Consider the following 23,456-nt stretch of genomic DNA (forward strand, 5'->3'; position numbering starts at 1 on the left):
GTACAGTGAAATAAATGGTACTTGCGTCCATCGCATGGTAGAGGCACAATCTCACCAAAGGTTGCGAGAATCCATGCCGCCCTCCAGCGGACTGAGGGATTTGCCAACAATTTCGGGAGACAACGCCCTATGATCCTCCGCTCTCCGGTCAATTTATTCGTGTGCTTAAATAAATGACCGGTCGGTGCTTGCATCGATATGGTGGGGACAACGTCCACCAGAGGTTGCCAGAAAAGAGTGCCACACCGCCAGAAGTTCTGGCGGACGCTGGCGCTTGCCAACAATCCCGGAAGACAGGCGCGTCATGATCCTCCACGTCATTCCTGCGCCTCGTTCGTCCCACGACATGACTCGCGGGTGAACTCGGCATTGCAGGATCGTGCGGAGTGAGCATTGGCGCTGTTGACGGGTTCAATCGACATTCTGCAATTTCGGCTCGTGACGGCCCCGGCGCCGATCCGACATCGCCGTAGATCTGCGGCCAGCCCACGAACGATAGCCGTCGATTGATGCTGTCCACGGGAGTGGTACCCCAACTCAAAAAAACCAAGGGAGTGAAGCATGTTCAAATTGAAGACCACCTTGTTCGCGCTCGCGCTGGCCGGCCTTGCCGCGACGGTGTCCGATCGCGACGCGATGGCCCAGGCCAAGCCGACCGTCGGGATCGCGATGCCGACCAAATCCTCGGCGCGCTGGATCGATGACGGCAACAACATCGTCAAGGTACTGAAGGAACGCGGCTACGGCACCGACCTGCAATATGCCGACGACGACATCCCGAACCAGCTCTCCCAGGTCGAAAACATGGTGACCAAGGGCGCCAAGGTCCTGGTCATCGCGGCGATCGACGGCACCACGCTGTCCGACGCGCTGAAGCAGGCCAAGGCGCAGGGCATCACCGTGATCGCCTATGACCGCCTGATCCGGGATACGCCGAACGTCGACTATTACGCGACCTTCGACAATTTCCAGGTTGGCGTGCTGCAGGCGCAATCGATCGAGAAGGCGCTCGGACTGAAGGACGGCAAGGGTCCCTTCAACATCGAGCTGTTCGGCGGCTCGCCCGACGACAACAATGCCTATTTCTTCTACGACGGCGCGATGTCGGTGCTGAAGCCCTATATCGACGGCGGCAAGCTTGTCGTCGCCAGCGGCCAGATGGGCATGGGCAAGGTCGCGACCCTGCGCTGGGACGGCGCCACCGCGCAGGCACGGATGGACAATCTGCTCAGCGCCTTCTACGGCAAGAAGCGCGTCGACGCGGTGCTGTCGCCATATGACGGCCTGTCGATCGGCATCATCTCCTCGCTCAAGGGCGTCGGCTACGGCAGCAAGGACCAGCCAATGCCGTTCATGAGCGGCCAGGACGCCGAGGTGCCCTCGATCAAGGCGATGCTGCGCGGCGAGCAATACTCGACCATCTTCAAGGACACCCGCGATCTCGCCAAGGTCACGGCCGACATGGTCGATGCCGTGCTGAGCAAGAAGGAGGTCACCGTCAACGACACCAAGACCTACAACAACGGGGTCAAGGTGGTTCCGTCCTATCTGCTCAAGCCGGTCGTGGTGGATAAGACCAATTGGGAGAAAGTCCTGATTGACAGCGGCTACTACAAGCGCTCGCAATTCGACTAAGGCGGGCGAGCGGGGCTGGTAGCGCCGAGGCCGAGTGACGTTGCGGGATGTGATCCGATGACGGCGATGCTTGAGATGCGTAACGTCAGCAAGAGCTTTGCCGGCGTGCAGGCATTGCGCGACGTCAATTTCACCGTGGAAGCCGGGCAGATCCATGCGCTGGTCGGCGAGAACGGTGCGGGCAAGTCGACCCTGATGAAGGTGCTGAGCGGGGTCTATCCCGCCGGCAGCTATGAAGGGTCGATCCTGTTCGACGGCGAGGAGCGCCGGTTCCGCGACATCAACGACTCCGAGGCGCTGGGGATCATCATCATCCACCAGGAGCTGGCGCTGATCCCGCTGATGTCGATCGCCGAGAACATCTTTCTGTCGCGGGCGCCGTCGCGGTTCGGGGTGGTCGACCGCAACGCGGTGTACCGGCGGACGGCGGAGCTGCTGGCACAGGTCGGCCTGCGGGAATCGCCGGATACCCTCGTCACCGATCTTGGCGTCGGCAAGCAGCAGCTGGTCGAGATCGCCAAGGCGCTGTCGAAGAAGGTGCGCCTCCTGATCCTGGACGAGCCGACCGCGAGCCTCAACGAGGCCGATAGTGCCGCGCTGCTGGACCGGCTGCTGGCCTTCCGCGAGCAGGGCATCGCCTCGATCCTGATCTCGCACAAGCTGAACGAGGTCGCGCGCGTCGCCGACCGGATCACGGTGCTGCGCGACGGCCGCACCGTCGACAGCCTCGATTGCCGAACCGAGCAGGTCGACGAGGACCGCATCATCCGCAGCATGGTCAACCGTGATCTCGCGCATCGCTTCCCGGAGCGACAGGTTGCGATCGGCGATCCCGTGATGACGGTGGAGAACTGGTCGGTGTATCACCCGCTGCACACCGCCCGGCAGGTGATCAAGAATGTCGATTTCAGGGTGCGCCGCGGCGAGGTGGTCGGCATCGCCGGCCTGATGGGCGCCGGCCGCACCGAGTTCGCCATGAGCCTGTTCGGCAGGGCCTGGGGCTACAATATCTCCGGCAGGATCAGCCTTGACGGACGCGAGGCGGACCTGGCCAGCGTGCCGGCTGCGATCCAAGCCGGCCTCGCCTATGTCACCGAGGACCGCAAGCAGCTCGGCTTGATCCTCGCCGACGACGTCCGCAAGAACGTGACGCTGGCGAGCCTGCGCCAGGTGTCGGATCGCGGCGTGATCGACGATGTCGTCGAGCTGAAGGCCGCGAGCGATTACCGCAACCGGATGCGGATTCGCTGTTCCGACGTCTATCAGGAGGCCGGGCAGCTCTCGGGCGGCAACCAGCAGAAGGTGGTGCTGTCGAAATGGCTGATGACCGATCCGCAGGTGCTGCTGCTGGACGAGCCGACCCGCGGCATCGACGTCGGGGCAAAATACGAGATCTATTGTATCATCAACGAGCTCGCGGAGGCCGGCAAGGGCGTCGTGGTGATCTCGTCGGAAATGCCGGAATTGCTCGGCATCTGCGACCGGATTTGCGTGATGAATGACGGCGCTTTCGTCGGCGAGTTCACCAAGGGCGACGCGACGCAGGAGAAGATCATGCGCGCCATCATGCGCAATGTCAGGATGTCCGGAAGCGGGGCCGGTGGCAGCGCGGTGCGGGCGGGAGGCGGAGCACAATGACCGACAAGACGGTGTCACTTCCCGAGACCCCCAAGCATTCCGGCTTCATCAAAAACAATCTGCGCAACTACGGCATGCTGCTGTCGCTGCTCGCGATCATGCTGTTCTTCGAGATCGTGACCGACGGCACGCTGCTGCAGCCGGTCAACCTCACCAATCTCGTGCTGCAGAACAGCTACATCGTGATCATGGCGCTCGGCATGCTGCTCGTGATCGTCACCGGGCATATCGACTTGTCGGTCGGGTCAGTTGCGGGCTTCGTCGGCGCGGTCGCCGCGGTGCTGATGGTGAGCTACCATGTCGACTACCCGACCGCCTTCATCGTCTGTCTCTTGGTCGGTGCGGCGATCGGCGCGGCGCAGGGCTACTGGGTTGCCTATTTCAAGATTCCGTCCTTCATCGTGACGCTGGCCGGCATGCTGGTGTTCAAGGGCCTTGCGCTCGCGGTGCTGCAGGGCCGGTCGGTCGGGCCGTTTCCGCCGACCTTCCAGAAGCTGTCGTCGGGCTTCATCCCCGAGCTGTTTCCGAGTGCCGGCACGCTCTATCCGACCTCGCTCTTGATCGGCGTCGTGCTGGCGTTCGCGCTGGTGCTGGCGAGTGCCAAGAGCCGGGCGCGCGAGCAGTCGCACGGCATCGAGGTCGAGCCCTATGCGTTCTTCATCGCCAAGAGCGTCGCGCTGGCGGGCGCGGTGCTCTACTTCACCTATCTTATCGCCTCGCATCGCGGCCTGCCAAACGTGCTCGTCATCATGACGGTGCTGATCGCGCTCTACGGTTTTGTCACGCGGCGGACCGTGATCGGCCGGCAGATCTATGCGGTCGGCGGCAACGCCAAGGCCGCGAAGCTCTCGGGCGTCAAGACCGAGCGGCTGACCTTCTTCACCTTCGTCAACATGGGCGTGCTGGCGGCGCTCGCCGGGCTGGTGTTTGCCGCCCGCCTCAACACCGCGACGCCGAAGGCGGGCCTCGGCTTCGAGCTCGACGTGATCGCCGCCTGCTTCATCGGTGGCGCCTCGGCCTATGGCGGCGTCGGCCGGGTCGGCGGCGCGGTGGTCGGTGCCATGATCATGGGCGTGATGAACAACGGCATGTCGATCCTCGGCATCGGCATCGATTATCAGCAAGTGATCAAGGGCCTCGTCCTGCTGGGCGCCGTCTGCATCGACGTCTACAACCAGCGCCGGTGATTGCCGCGCAGTCATGATCCTGCGATAGGATGGCGGCGCAACGCAGGAGAATGCCGCGTGAAACTGTCCCATGCCGATGCGCTGAACATCGGAAACATCCTCGCCGAAGTCGGCCGCACCGAGATCATGCCGCGGTTCCGCCGCGTCCGGGAGATCGAGGTCCGTACCAAGACCTCGGCATTCGACGTGGTCACTGAGGCCGACGAACTCGCCGAGCAGGCGATCTCGGCCGCGCTGCTCCGGGCATTTCCGAACGCGGTCGTGATCGGCGAGGAGGGCACGGCACGCGATCCGGCCGCGCTCGATCGGGTCGGAACCGCGGAGCTCGCCTTCATCATCGATCCGATCGACGGCACGCGGAATTTCACCTCGAGCCTGCCGCTGTTCGGCACTATGGTGGCCGCCACGATGCGCGGCGAGATCGCGTTCGGCGCGATCCATGATCCCGTCAGTAACGACACCGCGTTCGCGCTGCGCGGCGAGGGCGCGTGGCTCGAGATGCCGGATGGCAGGCGGCATGACCTGAATGTGGCCCCGGCGGGGCCGGTCCAGCAGATGGACGCGGTAGTCGGCGTCAACTTCCTGCCGGAGCCGTTGCGCGCGACTGTCGCCGGCAATCTGTCCAAGCTTGGGGCCAGCGCCTGGCTCAGATGCGCCGCGCATGAGTATCGCATGGCGGCGTCCGGTCATTGCCATCTCTTGTTCTACAACAAGCTGATGCCGTGGGATCATGCCGCGGGCTGGCTGTTGCATCGCGAGGCCGGCGGCTACAGCGCGCATTTCGACGGATCGCCCTACAAGCCGGTCAACCTGACCGGCGGCTTGCTCTGCGCGCCCGACGAGGAGAGCTGGCACGCGGCACAGCAGGCGATCCTGACGCCGGCCGGGTAGGGGGATGTGCGAGTTCTGATCCAATTGTCAAACAGCTTCGGTGTCGTCCCTGCGAAAGCAGGGACCCATAACCACAGGACCATGTTGTTGAAATGGGCTGTGGCTCCAGCTCTGCAAGCCAATTCGCATTCGTGGTTATGGGTCCCGGCTCAAGGCCGGGACGACATCGAATTTGTTGCACGGTCTGTGAGTCATACGCGCGCTGTCGCGACGCGAATTGCCTCAGCTTTGCGTCTCGTCCCACCCTCTCATTGAACAGAGCGCGCAGGGGGCCTATTCGCTGCCGACCTCGCCGGTGATGATGTTGCCGAACAGCTTCCAGCTCTCGCCTTCGAATCGCATCAGCTGCGACTGTTCGATCGGACGGAAGTCAGTCGCGCTGGTATTGATCCTGATCCCGGGCAGGATCATCTTCGGCGCAAAGTCCTTCAGGCCGACGGCCTGCTTCATCACGTTCTCGCGCGTGAGATCGTCGCCGCACTGCTTGAGCACCTGCGCGAGCGTTTGTGCGGCAGCGTAGCCATAGACGTGATTGCCGTTGGTCTTGTCGCCGTCGGGCATGTACTTGTCCATGAACGCCCGCCATTCCCTGGTTTCGGCATCATCATTCCAGATCGTGTCGGTCGGATCCTTGAGGTAAGCGACCGAGATGATGCCCTGCGAATGCTCGATGCCGGCGGCGCGCATGACAGAGGCGACCGACGTCGCGGTCGAGGTCAGGAAGAAGGTCGGCTTCCAGCCGAGCTCGGCGACCTTCTTGATGGTCTGCGCCGCGCCCTTCGGCGCCGCCCAGGTGAACAGGATGTCGGCGCCGGAGGCGCGCAGCGCCACGATCTGCGAATCCAACGTCGGATCGGTCAGCTCGTAGGATTTGTCGGCGACGATCATGCTGCTCGCCTTGTCGCCGAGGCCGTCGCGCAGCCCCTTGAGCGCATCCTTGCCGGCATCGTCGTTCTGCCAGAGCACCGCGATCTTGCCGTTCGGGAATTTGTCGAGGATGTATCTGGCGTAGATCCGCCCTTCGCTCTGATAGTTCGGCTGCCAGCCCATCGTCCAGGGAAAGCCTTGGGGATCGCCGAAGCGCGTCGCGCCTGATGCGATGAAGAGGTGAGGGACCTTCTTGCCGTTGAGATATTTCTGGATCGCGACATTGGGCGCGGTGCCGAGCGGCTGGAACACCAGCAGCACTTCGTCGCCCTCGACCAGCTTGCGCGCCTGCTCGACCGATTTCGGCGGCGAGAAGCCGTCGTCGTAGCTGACGAAGTTGATCTTGCGGCCGTTGATACCGCCTTGATCGTTGATCATCCTGAAATAAGCCGCCTCGGTCCGGCCGATCGCGCCATAGGCCGAAGCAGGGCCGCTATAGGGCATGATGTTGCCGATCTTGATCTCGGTATTCGAGACCCCCGGGCCGTAGTTCTTCTGCGCGAGCGCCGGCGACAGCGCGCCGATCGTCACTGCAGCCGCCAGGCACGCACGAAGCCAAAATCCGTCCAACATCCCTCAGTCACTCCCTGATGTGATCGCCTTGTGACGTATCGGCGGCTCCCCTTCGGGGCCGGCGCGTTGACGCCCGGCGACAATTATCGTATGCGCTTCCAGTCTGGAAACGTTTCCAGACTAGCGCGCGTTCCCACCGATGGCAATATTCCTGCGGCCGGAGAGATGTGACAAATGAGCAGACTGGAGCAGACGAGCCCGGACCGTGGCGCGAGGCCGCCGTTGATCGCCGAATGCGATGCGGTCGTGGTCGGTGCCGGCTTCGGCGGGCTGTATGCGATCTACCGGTTGCGCGAGCTCGGGCTGAAGGTGATCGGCATCGAGGCGGCGTCCGACGTCGGCGGCACCTGGTACTGGAATCGCTATCCCGGCGCGCGCTGCGACATACCGAGCCTGTTCTATTCGTACACCTGGTCGGAGGAGCTGCGGCAGGAATGGCGCTGGAGCGAGAAATACGCCGCCCAGCCGGAGATCCTGCGCTACGCCCAGCGCGTCGCCGACCGGTTCGATCTGCGCTCTATGATCCGCTTCGACACCCGCGTGACCAGCGCCGACTGGGACGAAGCAGGCGAGAGCTGGACGTTGCGCACCGATCGCGGCGATTGCATCGTCGCATCGACTTGCGTGATGGCGACCGGCAATCTCTCGGTGCCCAACAAGCCGAAGCTCGCGGGCCTCGAACGCTTTCGCGGACCGGTCTATCACACCGGGCAGTGGCCGCATCAGGAGATCGACTTTTCCGGCTTGCGCGTTGCCGTGATCGGCACCGGCTCCTCGGGTGTGCAGACGATCCCGATGGTCGCAAAGGCGGCGAGCCGCCTGACCGTATTCCAGCGCACGCCGAACTACTCGGTGCCTGCACGCAATGCGCCGCTGTCCGAAGCCGACATCGCAGCCGCCGAGCCCATGATCGCGAAATATCGCGAAAGCCTCGAGACGCCGGAATTCGGGCGGGTCCCTGCGAATGCCTTCGACGCACCGGTGCCCGAGCGTGACGCGCAGTGGGCGCGCTATGAACAGCTTTGGGAGCAGGGCGGCGGCGGCATCCTGACCGCGTTCCCGAACATCCTGACCGACGAGGCCGTCAACGACGTCGCCTGCGATTTCGTGCGCGACAAGATCCGCGGCATCGTGAATGACCGGGCGACGGCGGAGGCGCTGTCACCGAAGGATTATCCGCTCGGCGTCAAGCGCATCTGCATCGATACCGGTTACTTCGCGACCTATAATCTGCCGCATGTCGAGCTGGTCGATTTGCGCACGGAGCCGCTGGAGACCGTCACCGAGACCGGCGTCGAAACCGCGACGCGAGCCTTTGCGCTCGACGCACTGGTGCTGGCGACGGGCTATGACGCGATGACCGGGGCGCTCGCCGCGATGCGGATCCGCGGGCGCGACGGCACGACCCTGAAGGAGGCCTGGGCCGACGGGCCCAGCGCCTATCTCGGCCTGATGGTGTCGGGCTTTCCGAACCTGTTCGTCGTGACCGGACCGGGTAGCCCTTCTGTGATCGGCAATGTGATCCATGCCTGCGAGAACCATGTCGAATGGATCACGGCTTGCCTCGGCGGCATGCGCGCCAAGGGATTGACGCAGATCGAGCCGGAACACGACGCCGAGCGCGCCTGGATGGCGCATGTTGCCGATGCCGCCAGCCGCACGCTCTATCCGAAGGCCAATTCCTGGTACCAGGGCGCCAACATCGCGGGCAAGCCGCGGGTGTTCATGCCCTATGTCGGCCAGGGCTACCGGCACCGTATCGCGCAGATCGCGCAGCGCAACTATGAAGGTTTCGTGCTGCGCTGAGAGCGCCGGCTCCTTCCGTCATTGCGAGGAGCGAAGCGACGAAGCAATCCATCGTTCCGCACGCTCGGTGGCAGTGGATTGCTTCGCGTCGCTCGCAATGACGTGGATGGAGTGGAGCTATCTGATCGAATGACTGGAACCGTTTCCAGTAACGGCTTGTTTCGCCGGACTACTTCCGACCTCGCGCGGGCGCCGGCGGCGCGGCGCAGGAATGCCGCAGGATGAAGCGCGTCGGCAGGAACACCGGGGCGCCGCTGTCGGCCTTGTCGGGCTCGCGGATCTGTTCCAGCAACAGCCGCGCAGCGGTGCGGCCGACCTCGTTCATGTCCCAGCTCAAGGCCGAGATCGCGGGCGTCGCATGGCGGGCGAGATCAGTGTCTCCGCTGCACACGATCGATACGTCCTGCGGATAGCGCAGGCCGTTGCTGGTGATCGCCTCCAGCACCTCGGCCAGCATGCTGGTGCCGAGCGAGATGATCGCGGTCGGCGGTTTCGTCGATTGCAGCAGCTGGCACACCGAGCTGAAGGCGGTGTTGGCGCCCTGCATATGCGGGCGGATCAGGCTGGGATCGACCTCGATCTTGGCTTCCTGATGCGCCTGCCGGTAGCCCGCGAGCCGCTCCGTGCTCGGCAACACCGCGGCGCTGCCGGTCAGCAACGCGATCCGGCGATGGCCGAGGCCGATCAGGTAGCGCGTCGCTTCCAGCGCGCCGCCGCGGTGATCGACGCGAACCATGACGCTATCGGGCACCTCGCGGTCGACGGTGACGCAGGGCAGGTCGAGCGTCGCCAGTCCCTTCATGAAATCCTTGTGCGAATTGTCACCGGCGAACAGCAGCAATCCGTCCATCTGGCGCCGCCGCACCGCCGACAGGAACGCCGCCTCGCGCGCCTCCTCATGCTTGGTCGCCGCCAGCATCAAGAGGAAGCCGGCGCGCTGGAATTCCTCCTCCGCCGCGCTCACCATGCCGGTGTAGTGTGGGTTGGAGAAATCGGCCACCATACAGCCGATCGTGTTGGACGCCCGCGAGCGCAGCGCCTGCGCCGCCTGGTCGGGCTCGAAGCCGAGACGCTTCACCGCGCGCATGATGCGCGCATGCAGTTCCGCGCTGGTATAGATGCCGCCATTGAGCGTGCGGCTGACGCTTGAGACGGAGACGCCGGCCTCGGCCGCGACGTCACGAATCGTCGGTCGTGTCCGTCGCGTCCTGGTCATCGGTCGTCGGGCCCTGTCGGTTCGGCATTGCCGCCGTCCGTCGCGCCAGTTGCGGCGGGCAGAAGACGGCACCACCGAATCTAATCAGGCTCGGCCCCGAATCTCAAATGATTCCTATCGCCAGGCCACCGGGCCGATACGTTCCTTAGGGCGAGACCGTGGTGTCACGCCGATGCGGGCCGGTCGAAATAAGCGAACGCGGCGCTGGTCAGGCCGCCCAGCAGCGACCAGAACACCAGGCTGGTCAGCGTGACTGCGACGACGAACTGATGCGACAATGACGAGGGCACGTTGGTCTCGACATGCTCGAGCTCGGGCGCGCCGATCAGATGCGGCAGCATGATCAGGACCACGCCGGCGATGGCGGCCGGCATCGAGCGCCGGAACACGATCAGTCCGAGGCCGGCTGATGTCGCCAGCACCGCTGTGGTCCACCAGATCTGACGCGAGAGCAGTGGGGCAGCAGGAACGCCCGGCAGTTCAGGCGGCAGCCCAAGGCCCGGCGCAATGGTGAAAACGGCAAAGCCTGCGAGGCCCCACATCAACCCTTCGTGCCAGGAGGTCGGCTCGCCGGTCGCGCCACTGCGAATCGAAAAGAAGCCGCACAACAGTAGCGCAAAGCCGATCCCGGTCAGGATGTTTGCGCCTGCCGTATAGAGGTTGCGCTCCAGCCCGTCGCGCGGTTCCCACGCCTCGGCGCCATGATCATGATCCGCATGATCGTGGACGAGGATGGCCCGCGGTTGCGCGGCGGCTTCGTGCTTGTGCTCGGCCGCCTTCTCGTAGACCTCGGCCTTCAGGATCAGCGGAACGGTGCCGAACTGCTGGACCGCGGTGACGATCAGGCCAACGATGAATCCGGCAATGACCGAGGAGAAGACGATCGAGCGAAACGTGCTCATGCGAGCGGGGTCAGTGGCAGGGGAAGGCGTTGGAGTGGCGCACATCGTGCGCGGCGTTGTGGATCACGTCGATGTGCGAGAAGCCGACAACGCCAACGATGAACAGGCCGAGCGACATCGCCATCAGGGACTGGGCAAGCCGTCCGACCTGTCGGGCGGCGACCGGCAGATGCGTGACTTGTGCTTGCGCGACCTGGGCTTGCGCGGACTGGGACTGGCTCATGGTCGTTCTCCACATTCGATTTGGTCGGCTTCTAGCAGCTTTCGAGCGATGTCGCGACTGGTAAGATGCAGATTTGTTCCAACAGGGATGTGCTTGCGCAGGATCTTGGCGCGTGCCGCGGCCCTGAACGCGTCTTCAAACCGTGTGAAATAACCGATGCAGCCGTCCGGCGTCGGGTCGGCGCCAAGCAATGTCCGAAACGCGCCCCGATGCACCGCGCAGATGGCGCCGTGCTCCGGGAGCGGAAAAACCAGGGAGGCAATGTCGGCGCGCCAGTGGGCAGCGCTGTTCTCGGCGCCGCTGCCGGTCGGAGATTGGTCAGCGCCGGATGGTGAATTCATCCGGACCTCGTCGCGATTCCCACTTGGCCTGCTCAAGCTCCGGACGGTCGCACTCCGCCTGGGGGTAGCCGATGCACAGGTAGCCGATGAATTTCCACGTATCAGGTATCTCCAGGATCTCTTGAACGCGGCCTGGATTGAGGATCGAGACCCAGCCGAGCCCGATGCCTTCCGCGCGCGCGGCGAGCCACATCGCGCAGATCGCGGCGACCACGGAATATTCTGTCGTCTCCGGCATCGTCGCGCGCCCGAGACCGGAGCCGATCTGGTCGGACTTTTCGGCAAACACAGCCAGATGGCCGGGCGCCTCTTCGAGGCCAGATAGCTTCAATGCTGCATATTTCGCTGCGCGCTCACCGGAATAGGATCGCAGCGCGTCGGCGTTGCAGGTCTTGAAGTCCTCGATGACAGCGCGGCGCCGTGCCGCATCGTCGACAATGACGAACCGCCAGGGCTGGCTCAACCCGACCGAAGGCGAAAGGCAGGCGATCGCGATCAGCCGCTCGATCGTACCGTCGGGCAGCGGATCGGTTCGGAAGCGGCGCACGTCGCGCCGCCACACGAACAGCTCGTGCAGTTGCCGGCGAAACGCATCGTCGAATGCGACCATCGCGGGGCCTTTGGCGGGATCGATCGCGTTGCTCATTTCAATTTCATCGGCAGGCCCGCTACGACGAACTCGACCTCGTCCGCCGCGCCGGCAATGCTCTGGTTCATGAGACCTGCGGCGTCGCGGAAGGTCCGCGCCAGTGCGTTATCGGGCACGATGCCGAGGCCAACCTCGTTGGTGACCATGATGACCGGGCTGCGCTGGCGCGGCAACGCGGTCGCCAGCCGCGCGACTTCCTGCGACCAGTCGCGCTCCGCATGCAGCAGATTGGACAGCCACAGCGTCAGGCAATCGACCAGCCTTGCGCCGCCGCCATCGGTCTCGGCCAGTGCCTCCACCAGGTCGAGCGGCACCTCGCGTTCGATCCAGTCGCTGCCGCGGCGTGCGCGATGCCTGGCGATGCGCTCATCCATCTCCGCGTCGAGCGCCTCGGCAGTCGCAACATAGACCGGCTGACCTGGAAAGCTGCGCGCGCGCAATTCGGCGCGGCGGCTTTTTCCGGACCGGGCTCCGCCGGTGATCAGAATGACGGCCATATGGTCTCCTGTTGCGAACCGGTATCCGCTTCGCCTCGAAAACGCTCTAACCACCAATCGCAGCAAAAGACAAAGCCGAAATCCGTCCCGGAGGGCTTGCACTCGGCCGACGTCTTGCGCATCAGGGGGATCGCGGTGAGGAGAGGCGCGTGGGTTTTGCGGGAGCGATGGCGGTGGCGATGGCTGTGGACGCCTTGATCGGCTGGCCGGCTTGGCTGTTTGCCCGCATCGGCCATCCCGTGACCTGGCTCGGCCGGCTGATCCATCTCGTCGATACCGCCTGGAACCGGGCTTCCGATCCGCCGGCGTTTCGTCGCGCCGCCGGTGTCGCGGCCGCCATCCTGGTGATCGCGCTGGCGACGGCGCTGGGTTGGGCCGTGCAGTCTCTGCTCGCATCCGGATGGGTTCGCGTCGTCCTTGTCGGTGTGTTGGCGTGGCCGCTGGTGGCGCTGCGCTCGTTGCATGATCATGTCGCGGCAGTGGCCAATCCGCTTGTCTCCGGCGACATCGCGGCCGCGCGTGTGGCGGTCGCGCAGATCGTCGGACGTGATCCGGCAACGCTCGACGACGCCGGCATCGCGCGCGCGACCATCGAGAGCCTTGCCGAGAATGCATCCGACGGCATCGTCGCCCCGGTGTTCTGGGGCGCGCTGTTCGGCCTGCCGGGAATTCTTGGCTACAAGGCGATCAACACGCTGGACTCGATGATCGGCCATCGCACCGAGCGGCACGAGGCGTTCGGCTGGGCCGCCGCCCGGATCGACGATCTCGCCAATCTCATCCCGGCGCGGCTGACCGGCCTTCTGTTCGTGCTGCTTGCTCCGCGCTTCTCGCAGGCGTGGTCCTGCATGTTGCGCGATGCGCGGCGCCATCGCTCGCCGAATGCAGGCTGGCCGGAAGCGGCGATGGCCGGCGCACTCGGTGTGCGGCTCAGCGGGCCTCGCATCTATCACGGCAGTATCGCGGATGAGCCCTGGCTGAACGAGGGCGGGCGTGATCCGGCTGCCGCTGATATCCCCACCGGGCTGAAACTCTATCGTTACGCCATGATGCTGTTGGCCGCGGCGTTCGTGGCCCTGGCGCTGGCGTGAAGGAGCGGCGCATGCGCGAGCATGGTGGGAATCTCGATGTGGCGCAGCAGCGCTTCGGCGGGGCTGCGGAAGACTGGATCGACCTGTCGACGGGGATCAATCGGGTGCCGTATCCTGACGTCGCTGTCGAGCCGCGGCAATGGGGCCCATTGCCGTCGCGATCCGAGATCGAGTCGTTGCACCACGTCGCGCGGCAGGTCTACCTCAGCGACGCGCCGATGGTAGCAGTGAGCGGCGCGCAGGCCGCCATTCAGTTGCTGCCGCATCTGGCGCCGCGCGGGCGAGCGCGGATTCTTGCGCCGACCTACAATGAGTACGCCGCGATGTTGTCGGCCGCCGGTTGGGACGTTGCCGAGGTGTCCGATCTTGCGGCGCTTGCGGGAGCTGATCTTGCCGTCGTGGTCAATCCGAACAATCCGGATGGCAGACGCCATGATCGGCGCGAACTGCTCGCGCTGTTGCCGCACGTCGGCCGGCTGGTCGTAGACGAGAGTTTTGCGGACGCGATACCCGAATTGTCGCTTGCGGGAGAGGCAGGACAGCCGGGGCTCCTGATCCTGCGGTCATTCGGCAAATTTTACGGACTTGCCGGCTTGCGGCTCGGCTTCGCCCTCGGCAGCGCGCCGGATATCGCCGCGCTTGCCGCGATGGCGGGACCATGGCCGGTCTCAGGTGCGGCAATTGCGATCGGGCGGCGGGCCTTGCTCGATCGCGACTGGGCGAAGGCGACGATTGCCCGGCTCACGGACGACTGCGTCAGGCTCGATGCGGCGGCGCGATCGCAGGGCTGGACGCTGCTCGGCGGCACACCGCTGTTCCGGCTCTACGAGACCGGCGATGCGCTCGCCGCGCAGGACAAGCTTGCTCGATCGCTGATCTGGTCGCGCGTCTTCCAGCAAAAGCCGGGATGGTTGCGCCTTGGTCTGCCGGGCAGCGAGGCCGAATGGTCCCGTCTTGCCGCCGCGTTGTCGGTTTAGCGCGCCAGCGCGAGCAGGCCCTCGACATCGAGATGGGTCTCGATGTGCGCGGCAAGCGCGTCGAGCGCGCTCTCGACCCTGGCGCCGTACGGCTGATCCGCCGCGGGGATATCGAGCTGTGCAAGAAACGCCCTGCGGAATTCGTCCGAGGTGAACAGGCCATGCAGATAGCTGCCGTGAACGCGTGCGTCACGCGACATGGCGCCTTCCGGCGAGCCGTCAAGTATTGAAAAGGGCCGCGCGCGATCCGGGCCATCGGTGCGTCCGATGTGGATCTCGTAAGCGCTGATCGGTTGACCGGTCGCAGCATGCACCGCGCTGACCCGGGTCAGCGTCTTCTGTTCGGTCATGGTGGTCGCGACATCGAGCAGCCCGAGCCCGCGCGTTTCGCCGGCGGGACCTTCGATCCCATCAGGGTCGGCTACGCTCTGCCCAAGCATCTGGTATCCGCCGCACAGGCCGAGGACGTGACCGCCGCGGCGATGATGCGCCACCAGGTCGATGTCCCAGCCTTGCGCGCGCAGGAAAGCGAGATCGCCGCGGGTCGATTTCGAGCCGGGCAGGATGACGAGCCGCGCATCGCCGGGGATCGCTTCGCCCGGACGCACCATCACGAGATCGACGCCGGGTTCGAGCTTCAGCGGATCGAGGTCGTCGAAATTGGCGATCCGCGACAGCGCCAGAAACGCGATCTTGCACTGGCCGGGCTTGCGCGCGTCGCCGAGCCCGAGCGCGTCTTCGGCCGGAAGCTCACCGGCGCGAACGAACCAGGGGAGCACGCCAAAGCCGCGCCACGCGGTCCGGGCTTCGATCAGCCGATAGCCGTCGTCGAACAGCGTCGGATCGCCGCGGAATTTGTTGATGACAAAACCCTGGATCATCGCGGCATCATCGGGATCGATCACAGCCTGGATGCCGACGAGCTGCGCGATGACGCCGCCGCGGTCGATGTCGCCGACCAAGACCACGGGCACGTCGGCCCTGCGCGCAAAGCCCATATTGGCGATATCGGACTTGCGCAGGTTGACTTCGGCGGGGCTGCCGGCGCCTTCGACCAGCACCAGGTCGGCGCGCTGCCTCAGGCGTCCAAAACTCTCCAGCACCGCGCCCATCAGCGACGGCTTCATGGCGGCATATTCGCGCGCGCGGGCGGTCGCGATCCGCTTGCCGTGCACGATGACCTGCGCGCCGACATCGGTTTCGGGCTTCAGCAACACCGGGTTCATATCGGTGTGCGGCTCGACGCCGGCGGCGAGCGCCTGCAAGGCCTGCGCGCGTCCGATCTCGCCGCCGTCGACGGTCACGGCGGCATTGTTGGACATGTTCTGCGGCTTGAACGGCAGCACGCGCAGGCCGCGCCGTCGGGCTGCGCGCGCAAGGCCCGCGACGATGAGCGACTTGCCCACGTCCGAGCCGGCTCCCTGGATCATCAATGCGCGCGCCATGATCGATTATCGCATCAGAACTCGACGCCCGGTTGCGCCTTGATGCCGGACCGGAAGGGGTGCTTCACCAGCGTCATCTCGGTGACGAGATCGGCGATCTCGATCAATTCGTCCTTGGCGTTGCGCCCGGTGAGCACGACATGCGTCATCGGCGGCTTCGACGTCGTCAGGAAGTCGACGACATCTGCAATCGCCAGATAATCGTAGCGAAGCGCGATGTTGATCTCGTCGAGCACGACCATCCGCAAGCTCGGATCCGCGATCAGCTGCTTGGCTTTTTCCCAGCCGGCCTGCGCTGCCGCGATGTCGCGGGCGCGATCCTGCGTCTCCCAGGTAAAACCTTCGCCCATTGCGTGGAATTGACAGAGGTCGCCGAAATGCCCGGTGAGCAGGCGGCGTTCGCCGGTATCCCAGGCACCCTTGATGAATTGCACCACGGCGCAGGGAAAGCCGTGCGCCACGCAGCGCACGATCATGCCGAAGGCGGAGGAGGATTTTCCTTTGCCGGCGCCGGTATGAACGATGATCAGGCCCTTTTCACCGCTCTTGGTCGCCATGATCTTGTCGCGGGCGACCTTCTTTTTCGCCATCTTGGCCGCATGGCGCGCATCCAGTGAGGGGTCGGTGCCGACGGCGCCGTCCTCAGCGTCGTTTCCATCAGAAATCATCACGTTCCTTCGGCTTGACAAGTGCGAGGCTAGGCCGAATGGTGACCCCGCGTTGGTTCCTGTCCTACGACAGGCGAAGAGGGAATGCGATAGGGCTCGGACCGCAGGGTTTGCCCAAAGCGCAGCCGCCCCCGCGACCGTGACCGGAGAGATGCCCAAGCCACTGATTCCCTGATGGAGTCGGGAAGGTGGGCATCAAGGGAGAAATCCTACTCCGCAAGCCGGGAGACCTGCCGACGCGATGTGTTTGAGACCGGCGGACGGGGTGTTCCGCGACGGGGAACGAACCTGTTCGCGTCAGGTTCGTGTGCCTCATCGCTTCCCGCAGTCAATCCAGGAAGGGCGATGAGCGTTACACTTCATGTCTGTATCACCTGCCGCGCGGGCCAGACGCTCGCGGAAGGTGAGGTCGCGCCTGGTGCGCGCCTGCACGCCGCGCTTGTTGAGGCCGGCGTGCCCGATGACGTCAATCTGGTTCCCGTCGAATGCCTGTCGGCCTGCAGCCAAGGCTGCTCGGTCGCGCTGAGCGCGCCGGGGCGATGGTCTTATGTCTACGGCCGCCTGTCCGAAGCGAATGCCAAGGATGTGATCGCCGGCGCCTCTGCCTATGCGTCGGCGCCTGACGGCATCGTGCCGTGGCGCAGCCGTCCCGAAATCTTTCGCAAGCAATCGCTTGCCCGCATTCCACCCATCGCCGTCGTGCCGGAGGCCGCAGAATGACGACGCTCGCCAAGGTTCCGGTCACCGTCGTGACCGGCTTTCTCGGGTCCGGCAAGACGACGCTGATCCAGCACCTGATCCGGAATGCCAACGGCAAGAAGCTCGCGGTGCTGGTGAACGAATTCGGCAGCGAAGGGGTCGACGGCGAGATCCTGAAGTCGTGCGCCGACGCCAATTGTCCGACCGAGAACATCGTCGAGCTCGCCAATGGCTGCATCTGCTGCACCGTTGCCGACGATTTCATCCCGGCGATGGAGCAATTGCTCGCACGCCCCGTGAGGCCCGATCACATCGTGATCGAGACATCCGGTCTCGCTTTGCCGAAGCCCTTGCTGAAAGCGTTCGACTGGCCGGAGATCCGCTCGCGGATCACGGTCGACGGCGTGATTGCGCTGGCCGATGCCGAGGCCGTTGCGGCCGGCCGGTTTGCGCCGGATCCCGCCGCCGTGGATGCGCAGCGCGCAGCCGACGACAATCTCGATCACGAGACGCCGCTGTCCGAAGTGTTCGAGGACCAGATCGCCTGTGCCGATATCGTGCTGCTGACGAAGGCCGATCTCGCCGGAGCGGAGGGGATCAGCGCAGCGAAGGCGGTGATCGCGGCCGAGATGCCGCGCGAGGTGCCGATGTTGCCCATCGTCGACGGCGCGATCGACGCCCGCGTGATCCTCGGCCTTGAGGCTGCGGCGGAGGATGACCTCGCGTCGCGGCCGTCTCACCATGACGGCGAGGATGAACACGAGCACAACGATTTCAATTCCGTGGTGATCGACCTTCCGGAGATTTCGGATGTCGATGGATTGGTCGCGTCGATCAAGGGGCTGGCACGCGAGCAGAATGTGCTGCGCGCCAAGGGCTACATCGCGGTCGAAGGCAAGCCGATGCGGTTGCTGGTGCAATCGGTCGGCGAGCGGGTGAGGCATCAGTTCGACATGCCCTGGGGCGTGCGGGCGAGACAGTCAAAGCTCGTCGTGATCGGCGAACACGGCGATATCGATGAAGCCGCGATCAGGGCGCGTCTAGGTGTCTGATGCACGTCGTCTTCCGCGAGAGCCGCGGCCTTGAGGAGACCGCGACACCAAGAGACCTCGGCCAGGATCCGGCCGATCTCGTGGTGTTGTCGTTTTCCGACAGCGATCTCGCCGCGTTCGCGGCCGGCTGGCGGCGGGGCCGCGCCGCGCTGCCGTCGCTGCGGCTCGCCAATCTCGCGGAGCTGCGCCATCCGCTCTCGGTCGATACTTATATCGAGCGGACGCTGTCGCATGCGCGCGGCATCCTGGTGCGGCTGATCGGCGGCGTACCCTATTGGTCATACGGACTGGCCGCAGTGCATCGGCTGGCGAAGGAGCGCGGCATCGCCCTGGTGGTGCTGCCGGCGGATGGCCGCGACGATGTGCGGCTGGATGAATTCTCGACCTTGCCGGTCTCGACGCTGCGCCGGCTTAAGGTGCTGTGCGACAAGGGTGGCCCGGTTGCCGCGCAAGCCGTGATCGCGCAACTGGCGCTGGCATCCGGGCTCTACGCCGGGCCTGTCGTCGGTGAGATCGATCTTCCCGAGATCGGCGTCTACGATTCAAGGCGAGGCGCCGTGGCGGCGCTGCCGGCATCGGATGGCCGGCCGCTTGTGCTCGTGACCTTCTATCGCTCCTATCTGGCGGCCGGCGACACGGCGCCGGTCGATGCGCTGATCGAGGCTTTGCGCGAAAAGGGATTCGATGCCCACGGCGTGTTCGTCACCTCGCTGAAGGCGGCGGGCGTGGCCGATTGGATGCGCGCTCAATTCGCGCAATGCCCGCCGGCCGCCATCGTCAATGCGACCGCATTCTCCGCGGCCGGTGATGACGGCACGACGCCATTCGATGCCGCATCATGTCCAGTGTTCCAGGTCGCGCTGTCCACGGCGCGGCGCGAGGATTGGGCCTTGTCGCTGCGCGGCCTGTCGCCCGGCGATCTTGCGATGCATGTGGTGTTGCCGGAAGTCGACGGTCGCCTGTTCGCGGGCGTCGTCAGCTTCAAATCATCAGGCGAGCGCGATCCCGATCTGCAATTCGCGCATCTTGCGCACCGGCCGGATGCCGAGCGCGTCGCAGCGGTTGTCGCGCGCGTGGCAGCCTGGCACCGGCTTGCCGGCAAGCCCGCCCGGGACAAGCAGCTTGCCGTCGTGCTTTCGAACTATCCCGGTCGTCCGCATCAGATTGCGCATGCCGTTGGTCTCGATGCAATTGCCTCGGCGGAGACGTTGCTGGCCGATCTCGCGGCTGCGGGCTTTGATCTTGAGCCGGTGGAGTCGCTGGGGGGCGTGCTGCTGCACCGGCAGCTGACATGGGACGTTGCCGAATATCGCGCACTGATCTCCAGCCTCCCGCAGCAGCTCCAGGACGATCTTGTGCGCGCATGGGGCGCGCCGGAGGACGATCCCGATTGCCGCGACGGCGCATTTCATTTCGCGGCGATCCCGAGCGGCAAGTCGATCATCGCGGTTCAGCCGGAACGCGGCGATGTCGGCCGGCGCGATGCCGACTATCACGACCTCTCGCGCACGCCGCGCCATGCCTATGTCGCGTTCCATCTGTGGCTCAGGCAGCAGGGCATCGATGCCGTCGTCCACATGGGCGCGCATGGCACCCTGGAGTGGCTGCCCGGGAAATCGGTTGCGCTATCATCCGCTTGCTGGCCGGAGGCGCTGACCGGCGATCTGCCCGTCGTCTATCCCTTCATCGTCAACGACCCCGGCGAGGCCGCGCAGGCCAAGCGCCGGATCGGCGCCGTGACGATCGGCCATCTGCCGCCGCCGTTCGCGCAGGCGGCGGTACCGGAGGGCTTGCGCAGGCTCGAGCGCTTGCTCGATGAGTATTCGACTGCGGACGGTCTCGATCCGGCGCGGCGGCAGCGCCTGATTGCCGCGATACGCGAAGAAGCGCGCATCGCCGGGCTGGAGGACGATCTCGGTCTCGCGGCGTCGGTCTCCGCGGCCGAGGCCATTCCGCAGATCGATCGTTTCGTCTGCGATCTCAAGGAAAGCCAGTTCGGCGACGGCCTGCATGTGTTCGGGCAGGGCGCTTGCGGCGAGGCGGAGAGGGCGGCGTTGCGCGATGCGCTCGCGGGGCGACGTATTGCGCCGGGGCCGTCGGGCTCGCCCTATCGCGGGCGCAGCGACGTGCTGCCGACCGGACGCAATTTGTTTGCGGTCGATCCGCGCGCGGTGCCGACGCCGTCCGCGCATGCGCAGGGCGTGAAGCTCGCCGAGGAGCTGCTGCGCCGTCATTTGCAGGATCACGGCGACTGGCCGAAAGGGCTCGTCGTCGATCTCTGGGGCTCGTCGACGATGCGCACGGCCGGCGAGGATTTTGCGATGGCGCTGCATCTCGCCGGGATCGCGCCGCGCTGGGATCATGGGTCGGGCCGGGTGTCGGGCTACGACATCATCGCGCCGGCGGAACTCGGCCGTCCGCGCATCGACGTGACGCTGCGCGTGTCGGGGCTGTTCCGCGACGTGTTTACGGGGCTGGCGCAGTTGTTCGAGGCTGCGACGGAGGCGTTGTCCGAACGCAGTGATGAGGCGGACGAAAATCCCTATCGGCAGCGCACCTCGCGCGTGTTCGGGCCTCGCCCCGGACATTATGGCGCGGGCATTGCATCTGTCCCGGATGTCTTCACAGCGGAGGCGCGCGAGGCGGCCGGCGAAGCCTGGCTGTCGGCATCGTCCTGGGCGGTCGCATCCGACGGCGAGATGCGGCCCGATCGCGCCGGCATCGAGGCGAGGCTCGCTGCTGCCGACAGCTTCGTCCATACCCAGGACTTGCCGGAGACCGATCTGCTGCTGGCGGCGGACTATGCCGCGCATGAGGCCGGCATCGCCGCGGCGGCGCGGCGGCTCGGCGCAAAGGTCCCGTCGCTCTATCACCTCGATGCGACGCGGCCGGATCAGCCGCATGCGCGGTCGCTGACCGAGGAAATCTCGCGGGTGGTGCGGGCGCGCGCGGCCAATCCCGCGTGGATCGCGGGCATGATGCGCCATGGCTTCCGCGGTGCCGCCGAGATAGCGGCGACGCTGGAGCACATGGCGGCGTTCGCGCATCTTGCCGGCGCGGTGCCGCCGCATCTGTTCGACCTCTATTACGACGCGACGCTCGGCAATGACGATGTTCGCGCCTTCATGGCGCGCGAGAATCCGGCGGCGCTGGCTGCGATCGAAACCTGCTTCACCCGGCTGCATGACGCGTCGCTCTGGCAGACCCGGCGCAATTCGATTGCGGCAGCGCTCCAGGAGGCCTCATGAGCGCCATCGCGATCAAGGGCTGGTGTCCCGGCGCGCTGCGGCCGATGCAGTCGGGCGATGGCCTCGTGGTGCGCATCCGTCCGCGCGGCGGACGGCTGGATGCGGCGCAGGCGGCGGCAATTGCTGATCTCGCTACGCGATACGGCAGCGGCCTGATCGATCTGACCAGCCGCGCCAATCTCCAGATCCGCGGCGTCAGCGATCAAAGCTATGCGCCCTTGATCGATGGGCTCGCCGAGCTCGGATTGCTGGACGCGGACTCGGATACCGAGGCGCAGCGTAACGTTCTGGTGACGCCATTCTGGACCGCCGGTGACGATACCCGCTCGCTTGCGGCCGAGCTTGAACGGGCGCTCACCGGCGCGTTGCTCGATCTTCCCACCAAGTTCGGTTTCGCAATCGATAACGGCAACAACCGCGTGCTCGCTGGCGCGTCGGCGGATATCCGGATCGAGCGCGATCGCAACAGTGGACTGCTGGTGCGTGCGGACGGCGCACAGTTCGGGCTTTCCGTCGCGCGGAGCGAGGCCGTGCAGGTCGCGCTGACGCTTGCCGAATGGTTCGTGGCTTCCGGCGGAGCGAGAGGGGAGAAGCGACGGATGGCGGCTCATCTGGCCCGCGGCGCGAGCTTGCCGCAGTCGCTTCGCGGCGATGCCGAGCCGGTGGCTCGATCGGCGGACCCGGTGCCCGGTCTCTATCCGATCGGTGCGATGGTTGGCGTGACCTTCGGACAACTGACGCAGCAGACGCTCAGCCATCTCGCCGGCTGCGCGCAGGCTCTCCGTATGACGCCGTGGCGGATGGTGCTGGCGGAGGGGATGCATGAGATGCCTCGTGGGGCGGACCTCGTCACTGATCCCAATGATCCGGCGCTCCGTGTGGTCGCTTGCAGCGGCGCACCGCGCTGTCGTGAGGCGCATGCCGATACGCGTGCATTGGCATCGGCACTTGCATCGTTTGTCCCGGCGGATGCCCGGCTTCACGTGTCCGGCTGCGCCAAAGGCTGTGCCCATTCCGGCTCCGCGGATGTCACCCTCGTTGCGTCAAGCGAGGGCTTCGACCTCATCCGCTGCGGCACGACGCGGGACGTGCCGGTCCTGCGAGGGCTGACCCGTTCGGGTCTCCTCGCAAATCCCTCCGTGCTGATGGGAGGCGATTGATGCCGCACGTCTATGAGACTGATGGTGCGGCGATCTATCGCCAGTCCTTTGCCACGATCCGGTCGGAGGCGGACCTTGCGCGCTTTACATCAGACGAGGAGCCCGTCGCCGTGCGCATGATCCATGCCGCGGGCATGGTGGGCCTGGAAGCGCATATCCGCTTCACGTCAGGCATGGCCGCAAGCGCACGGGCGGCCTTGCAGCAGGGCGCGCCGATCCTCTGCGATGCGCGCATGGTGTCGGAGGGCATCACGCGCGCACGGCTGCCGGCGGGCAACGCCGTGATCTGCACGCTCGGCGATGTCAGGATTCCTGCACTGGCACAATCGATGCGCAATACTCGCTCGGCGGCGGCGCTCGAGCTGTGGCGGCCGCATCTGGCCGGGGCCATCGTCGCGATCGGCAACGCGCCGACGGCGCTGTTCCATCTGCTTAACATGCTGGAAGATGCCGATTGTCCACGGCCGGCGGCGATCATCGGCTGTCCGGTCGGCTTCGTTGGCGCTGCCGAGTCCAAGGCGGCTTTGATGGCCGCGCCGCCGGCGCCGGCGCTGACGGTTGAGGGGCGTCTCGGTGGTTCGGCGATCACGGTCGCCGCCGTCAACGCGCTGGCGAGCCGGAGCGAATAGTG

21 protein-coding genes and 1 riboswitch are annotated in these 23,456 nt (G+C 65.5%); of the genes, 12 read left to right on the forward strand and 9 right to left on the reverse strand.

Going from position 1 to position 23,456, the window contains the following annotated elements:
- The first annotated feature begins 561 nt into the window (after positions 1-561).
- The 4 genes from chvE to Q0030_RS14255 are packed head-to-tail and all read left to right on the forward strand — an operon-like array spanning position 562 to position 5,351.
- Positions 562-1,635: a multiple monosaccharide ABC transporter substrate-binding protein gene (chvE, locus tag Q0030_RS14240; protein WP_298367819.1), complete on the forward strand. Its 1,074-nt coding sequence runs from the start codon at positions 562-564 to the stop codon at positions 1,633-1,635.
- A gap of 57 nt (positions 1,636-1,692) precedes the next feature.
- A complete protein-coding gene (gene mmsA / locus Q0030_RS14245; RefSeq protein WP_298367822.1) occupies positions 1,693-3,273 on the forward strand; it encodes a multiple monosaccharide ABC transporter ATP-binding protein in 1,581 nt (526 codons plus the stop codon).
- On the forward strand, positions 3,270-4,460 hold the full coding sequence (gene mmsB / locus Q0030_RS14250) for a multiple monosaccharide ABC transporter permease (protein ID WP_298367825.1): 1,191 nt from the start codon (positions 3,270-3,272) through the stop codon (positions 4,458-4,460). The genes mmsA and mmsB overlap by 4 nt, the downstream gene beginning before the upstream one ends.
- Before the next feature lie 57 nt (positions 4,461-4,517).
- A complete protein-coding gene (locus tag Q0030_RS14255; RefSeq protein WP_298367827.1) occupies positions 4,518-5,351 on the forward strand; it encodes an inositol monophosphatase in 834 nt (277 codons plus the stop codon).
- A 273-nt stretch (positions 5,352-5,624) separates the two neighbouring features.
- Here Q0030_RS14255 and Q0030_RS14260 read toward each other — a convergent pair whose 3' ends face one another.
- Complete coding sequence (locus Q0030_RS14260) at positions 5,625-6,851, reverse strand: ABC transporter substrate-binding protein (protein ID WP_298367830.1); 1,227 nt, start codon at positions 6,849-6,851, stop codon at positions 5,625-5,627.
- Between the two features lie 174 nt (positions 6,852-7,025).
- Here Q0030_RS14260 and Q0030_RS14265 point away from each other — a divergent pair, with 174 nt between their 5' ends.
- Positions 7,026-8,657, forward strand: coding sequence for an NAD(P)/FAD-dependent oxidoreductase (locus Q0030_RS14265; RefSeq protein WP_298367831.1), 1,632 nt, complete (start codon positions 7,026-7,028; stop codon positions 8,655-8,657).
- A 169-nt stretch (positions 8,658-8,826) separates the two neighbouring features.
- Here Q0030_RS14265 and Q0030_RS14270 read toward each other — a convergent pair whose 3' ends face one another.
- The 6 genes from Q0030_RS14270 to cobU all read right to left on the reverse strand — a co-directional run bounded on the left by Q0030_RS14270 (position 8,827) and on the right by cobU (position 12,485).
- Positions 8,827-9,873, reverse strand: coding sequence for a LacI family DNA-binding transcriptional regulator (locus tag Q0030_RS14270; protein ID WP_298367833.1), 1,047 nt, complete (start codon positions 9,871-9,873; stop codon positions 8,827-8,829).
- Between the two features lie 164 nt (positions 9,874-10,037).
- A complete protein-coding gene (locus Q0030_RS14275; RefSeq protein ID WP_298367835.1) occupies positions 10,038-10,775 on the reverse strand; it encodes a CbtA family protein in 738 nt (245 codons plus the stop codon).
- A gap of 10 nt (positions 10,776-10,785) precedes the next feature.
- On the reverse strand, positions 10,786-10,998 hold the full coding sequence (locus Q0030_RS14280; protein ID WP_298367837.1) for a CbtB-domain containing protein: 213 nt from the start codon (positions 10,996-10,998) through the stop codon (positions 10,786-10,788).
- A complete protein-coding gene (locus Q0030_RS14285; RefSeq protein WP_298367839.1) occupies positions 10,995-11,339 on the reverse strand; it encodes a hypothetical protein in 345 nt (114 codons plus the stop codon). Before Q0030_RS14285 ends, Q0030_RS14280 begins: the two co-directional genes overlap by 4 nt.
- A complete protein-coding gene (gene bluB / locus Q0030_RS14290; RefSeq protein WP_298368051.1) occupies positions 11,317-11,949 on the reverse strand; it encodes a 5,6-dimethylbenzimidazole synthase in 633 nt (210 codons plus the stop codon). Before bluB ends, Q0030_RS14285 begins: the two co-directional genes overlap by 23 nt.
- A 32-nt stretch (positions 11,950-11,981) precedes the next feature.
- A complete protein-coding gene (cobU, locus tag Q0030_RS14295; protein ID WP_298367841.1) occupies positions 11,982-12,485 on the reverse strand; it encodes a bifunctional adenosylcobinamide kinase/adenosylcobinamide-phosphate guanylyltransferase in 504 nt (167 codons plus the stop codon).
- Between the two features lie 167 nt (positions 12,486-12,652).
- Here cobU and cbiB point away from each other — a divergent pair, with 167 nt between their 5' ends.
- Both cbiB and cobD read left to right on the forward strand, forming a co-directional pair.
- Positions 12,653-13,576, forward strand: a complete 924-nt coding sequence (gene cbiB, locus Q0030_RS14300) for an adenosylcobinamide-phosphate synthase CbiB (RefSeq protein ID WP_298368053.1) — start codon at positions 12,653-12,655, stop codon at positions 13,574-13,576.
- An 11-nt stretch (positions 13,577-13,587) separates the two neighbouring features.
- Positions 13,588-14,553 carry a threonine-phosphate decarboxylase CobD gene (gene cobD, locus Q0030_RS14305; protein WP_298367843.1) on the forward strand — a complete coding sequence of 322 codons (966 nt, stop codon included), beginning with the start codon at positions 13,588-13,590 and terminating at the stop codon, positions 14,551-14,553.
- On the opposite strand, the gene Q0030_RS14310 is transcribed toward cobD, so the two are convergent.
- Together Q0030_RS14310 and cobO are read right to left on the reverse strand one after the other, a co-directional pair.
- Positions 14,550-15,998 carry a cobyric acid synthase gene (locus Q0030_RS14310; protein ID WP_298367845.1) on the reverse strand — a complete coding sequence of 483 codons (1,449 nt, stop codon included), beginning with the start codon at positions 15,996-15,998 and terminating at the stop codon, positions 14,550-14,552. The genes cobD and Q0030_RS14310 overlap by 4 nt on opposite strands.
- Before the next feature lie 14 nt (positions 15,999-16,012).
- Entirely contained in the window at positions 16,013-16,666 is a 654-nt protein-coding gene (gene cobO, locus Q0030_RS14315; protein WP_298367847.1) for a cob(I)yrinic acid a,c-diamide adenosyltransferase, read from the reverse strand.
- A gap of 36 nt (positions 16,667-16,702) precedes the next feature.
- Positions 16,703-16,919: riboswitch (cobalamin riboswitch) on the forward strand.
- Positions 16,920-17,011: 92 nt separating this feature from the next.
- Here cobO and Q0030_RS14320 point away from each other — a divergent pair.
- The 5 genes from Q0030_RS14320 to Q0030_RS14340 are packed head-to-tail and all read left to right on the forward strand — an operon-like array spanning position 17,012 to position 23,454.
- Positions 17,012-17,386, forward strand: coding sequence for a DUF1636 domain-containing protein (locus Q0030_RS14320; protein ID WP_298367849.1), 375 nt, complete (start codon positions 17,012-17,014; stop codon positions 17,384-17,386).
- Positions 17,383-18,417, forward strand: coding sequence for a cobalamin biosynthesis protein CobW (gene cobW, locus Q0030_RS14325; protein WP_298367851.1), 1,035 nt, complete (start codon positions 17,383-17,385; stop codon positions 18,415-18,417). Before Q0030_RS14320 ends, cobW begins: the two co-directional genes overlap by 4 nt.
- The gene (cobN, locus tag Q0030_RS14330; RefSeq protein WP_298367854.1) at positions 18,417-21,665 is read left to right on the forward strand and encodes a cobaltochelatase subunit CobN; all 3,249 of its coding nucleotides are present in this window, start codon (positions 18,417-18,419) and stop codon (positions 21,663-21,665) included. The genes cobW and cobN overlap by 1 nt, the downstream gene beginning before the upstream one ends.
- Entirely contained in the window at positions 21,662-22,825 is a 1,164-nt protein-coding gene (gene cobG / locus Q0030_RS14335) for a precorrin-3B synthase (RefSeq protein WP_298367856.1), read from the forward strand. Before cobN ends, cobG begins: the two co-directional genes overlap by 4 nt.
- Positions 22,825-23,454 (forward strand): precorrin-8X methylmutase, encoded by a 630-nt coding sequence (locus tag Q0030_RS14340; RefSeq protein ID WP_298367861.1) that lies wholly within the window; start codon positions 22,825-22,827, stop codon positions 23,452-23,454. The genes cobG and Q0030_RS14340 overlap by 1 nt, the downstream gene beginning before the upstream one ends.
- Positions 23,455-23,456: the final 2 nt, after the last annotated feature.

Origin of the sequence: uncultured Bradyrhizobium sp. (assembly GCF_947648125.1) — a bacterium.
Taxonomy (GTDB): Bacteria; Pseudomonadota; Alphaproteobacteria; order Rhizobiales; family Xanthobacteraceae; genus Bradyrhizobium.

Coding starts and splice junctions, on each gene's coding strand:
- cobG (WP_298367856.1), top strand. CDS start 21,662: ATGAGCGCCATCGCGATCAAGGGCTGGTGTCCCGGCGCGCTGCGGCCG.
- cbiB (WP_298368053.1), top strand. CDS start 12,653: ATGGCGGTGGCGATGGCTGTGGACGCCTTGATCGGCTGGCCGGCTTGG.
- bluB (WP_298368051.1), bottom strand. CDS start 11,949: ATGGTCGCATTCGACGATGCGTTTCGCCGGCAACTGCACGAGCTGTTC.
- cobN (WP_298367854.1), top strand. CDS start 18,417: ATGCACGTCGTCTTCCGCGAGAGCCGCGGCCTTGAGGAGACCGCGACA.
- Q0030_RS14260 (WP_298367830.1), bottom strand. CDS start 6,851: ATGTTGGACGGATTTTGGCTTCGTGCGTGCCTGGCGGCTGCAGTGACG.
- Q0030_RS14285 (WP_298367839.1), bottom strand. CDS start 11,339: ATGAATTCACCATCCGGCGCTGACCAATCTCCGACCGGCAGCGGCGCC.
- Q0030_RS14265 (WP_298367831.1), top strand. CDS start 7,026: ATGAGCAGACTGGAGCAGACGAGCCCGGACCGTGGCGCGAGGCCGCCG.
- chvE (WP_298367819.1), top strand. CDS start 562: ATGTTCAAATTGAAGACCACCTTGTTCGCGCTCGCGCTGGCCGGCCTT.
- Q0030_RS14320 (WP_298367849.1), top strand. CDS start 17,012: ATGAGCGTTACACTTCATGTCTGTATCACCTGCCGCGCGGGCCAGACG.
- mmsB (WP_298367825.1), top strand. CDS start 3,270: ATGACCGACAAGACGGTGTCACTTCCCGAGACCCCCAAGCATTCCGGC.
- cobU (WP_298367841.1), bottom strand. CDS start 12,485: ATGGCCGTCATTCTGATCACCGGCGGAGCCCGGTCCGGAAAAAGCCGC.
- Q0030_RS14310 (WP_298367845.1), bottom strand. CDS start 15,998: ATGGCGCGCGCATTGATGATCCAGGGAGCCGGCTCGGACGTGGGCAAG.
- Q0030_RS14280 (WP_298367837.1), bottom strand. CDS start 10,998: ATGAGCCAGTCCCAGTCCGCGCAAGCCCAGGTCGCGCAAGCACAAGTC.
- cobO (WP_298367847.1), bottom strand. CDS start 16,666: ATGATTTCTGATGGAAACGACGCTGAGGACGGCGCCGTCGGCACCGAC.
- mmsA (WP_298367822.1), top strand. CDS start 1,693: ATGACGGCGATGCTTGAGATGCGTAACGTCAGCAAGAGCTTTGCCGGC.
- Q0030_RS14275 (WP_298367835.1), bottom strand. CDS start 10,775: ATGAGCACGTTTCGCTCGATCGTCTTCTCCTCGGTCATTGCCGGATTC.
- Q0030_RS14340 (WP_298367861.1), top strand. CDS start 22,825: ATGCCGCACGTCTATGAGACTGATGGTGCGGCGATCTATCGCCAGTCC.
- cobW (WP_298367851.1), top strand. CDS start 17,383: ATGACGACGCTCGCCAAGGTTCCGGTCACCGTCGTGACCGGCTTTCTC.
- Q0030_RS14270 (WP_298367833.1), bottom strand. CDS start 9,873: ATGACCAGGACGCGACGGACACGACCGACGATTCGTGACGTCGCGGCC.
- cobD (WP_298367843.1), top strand. CDS start 13,588: ATGCGCGAGCATGGTGGGAATCTCGATGTGGCGCAGCAGCGCTTCGGC.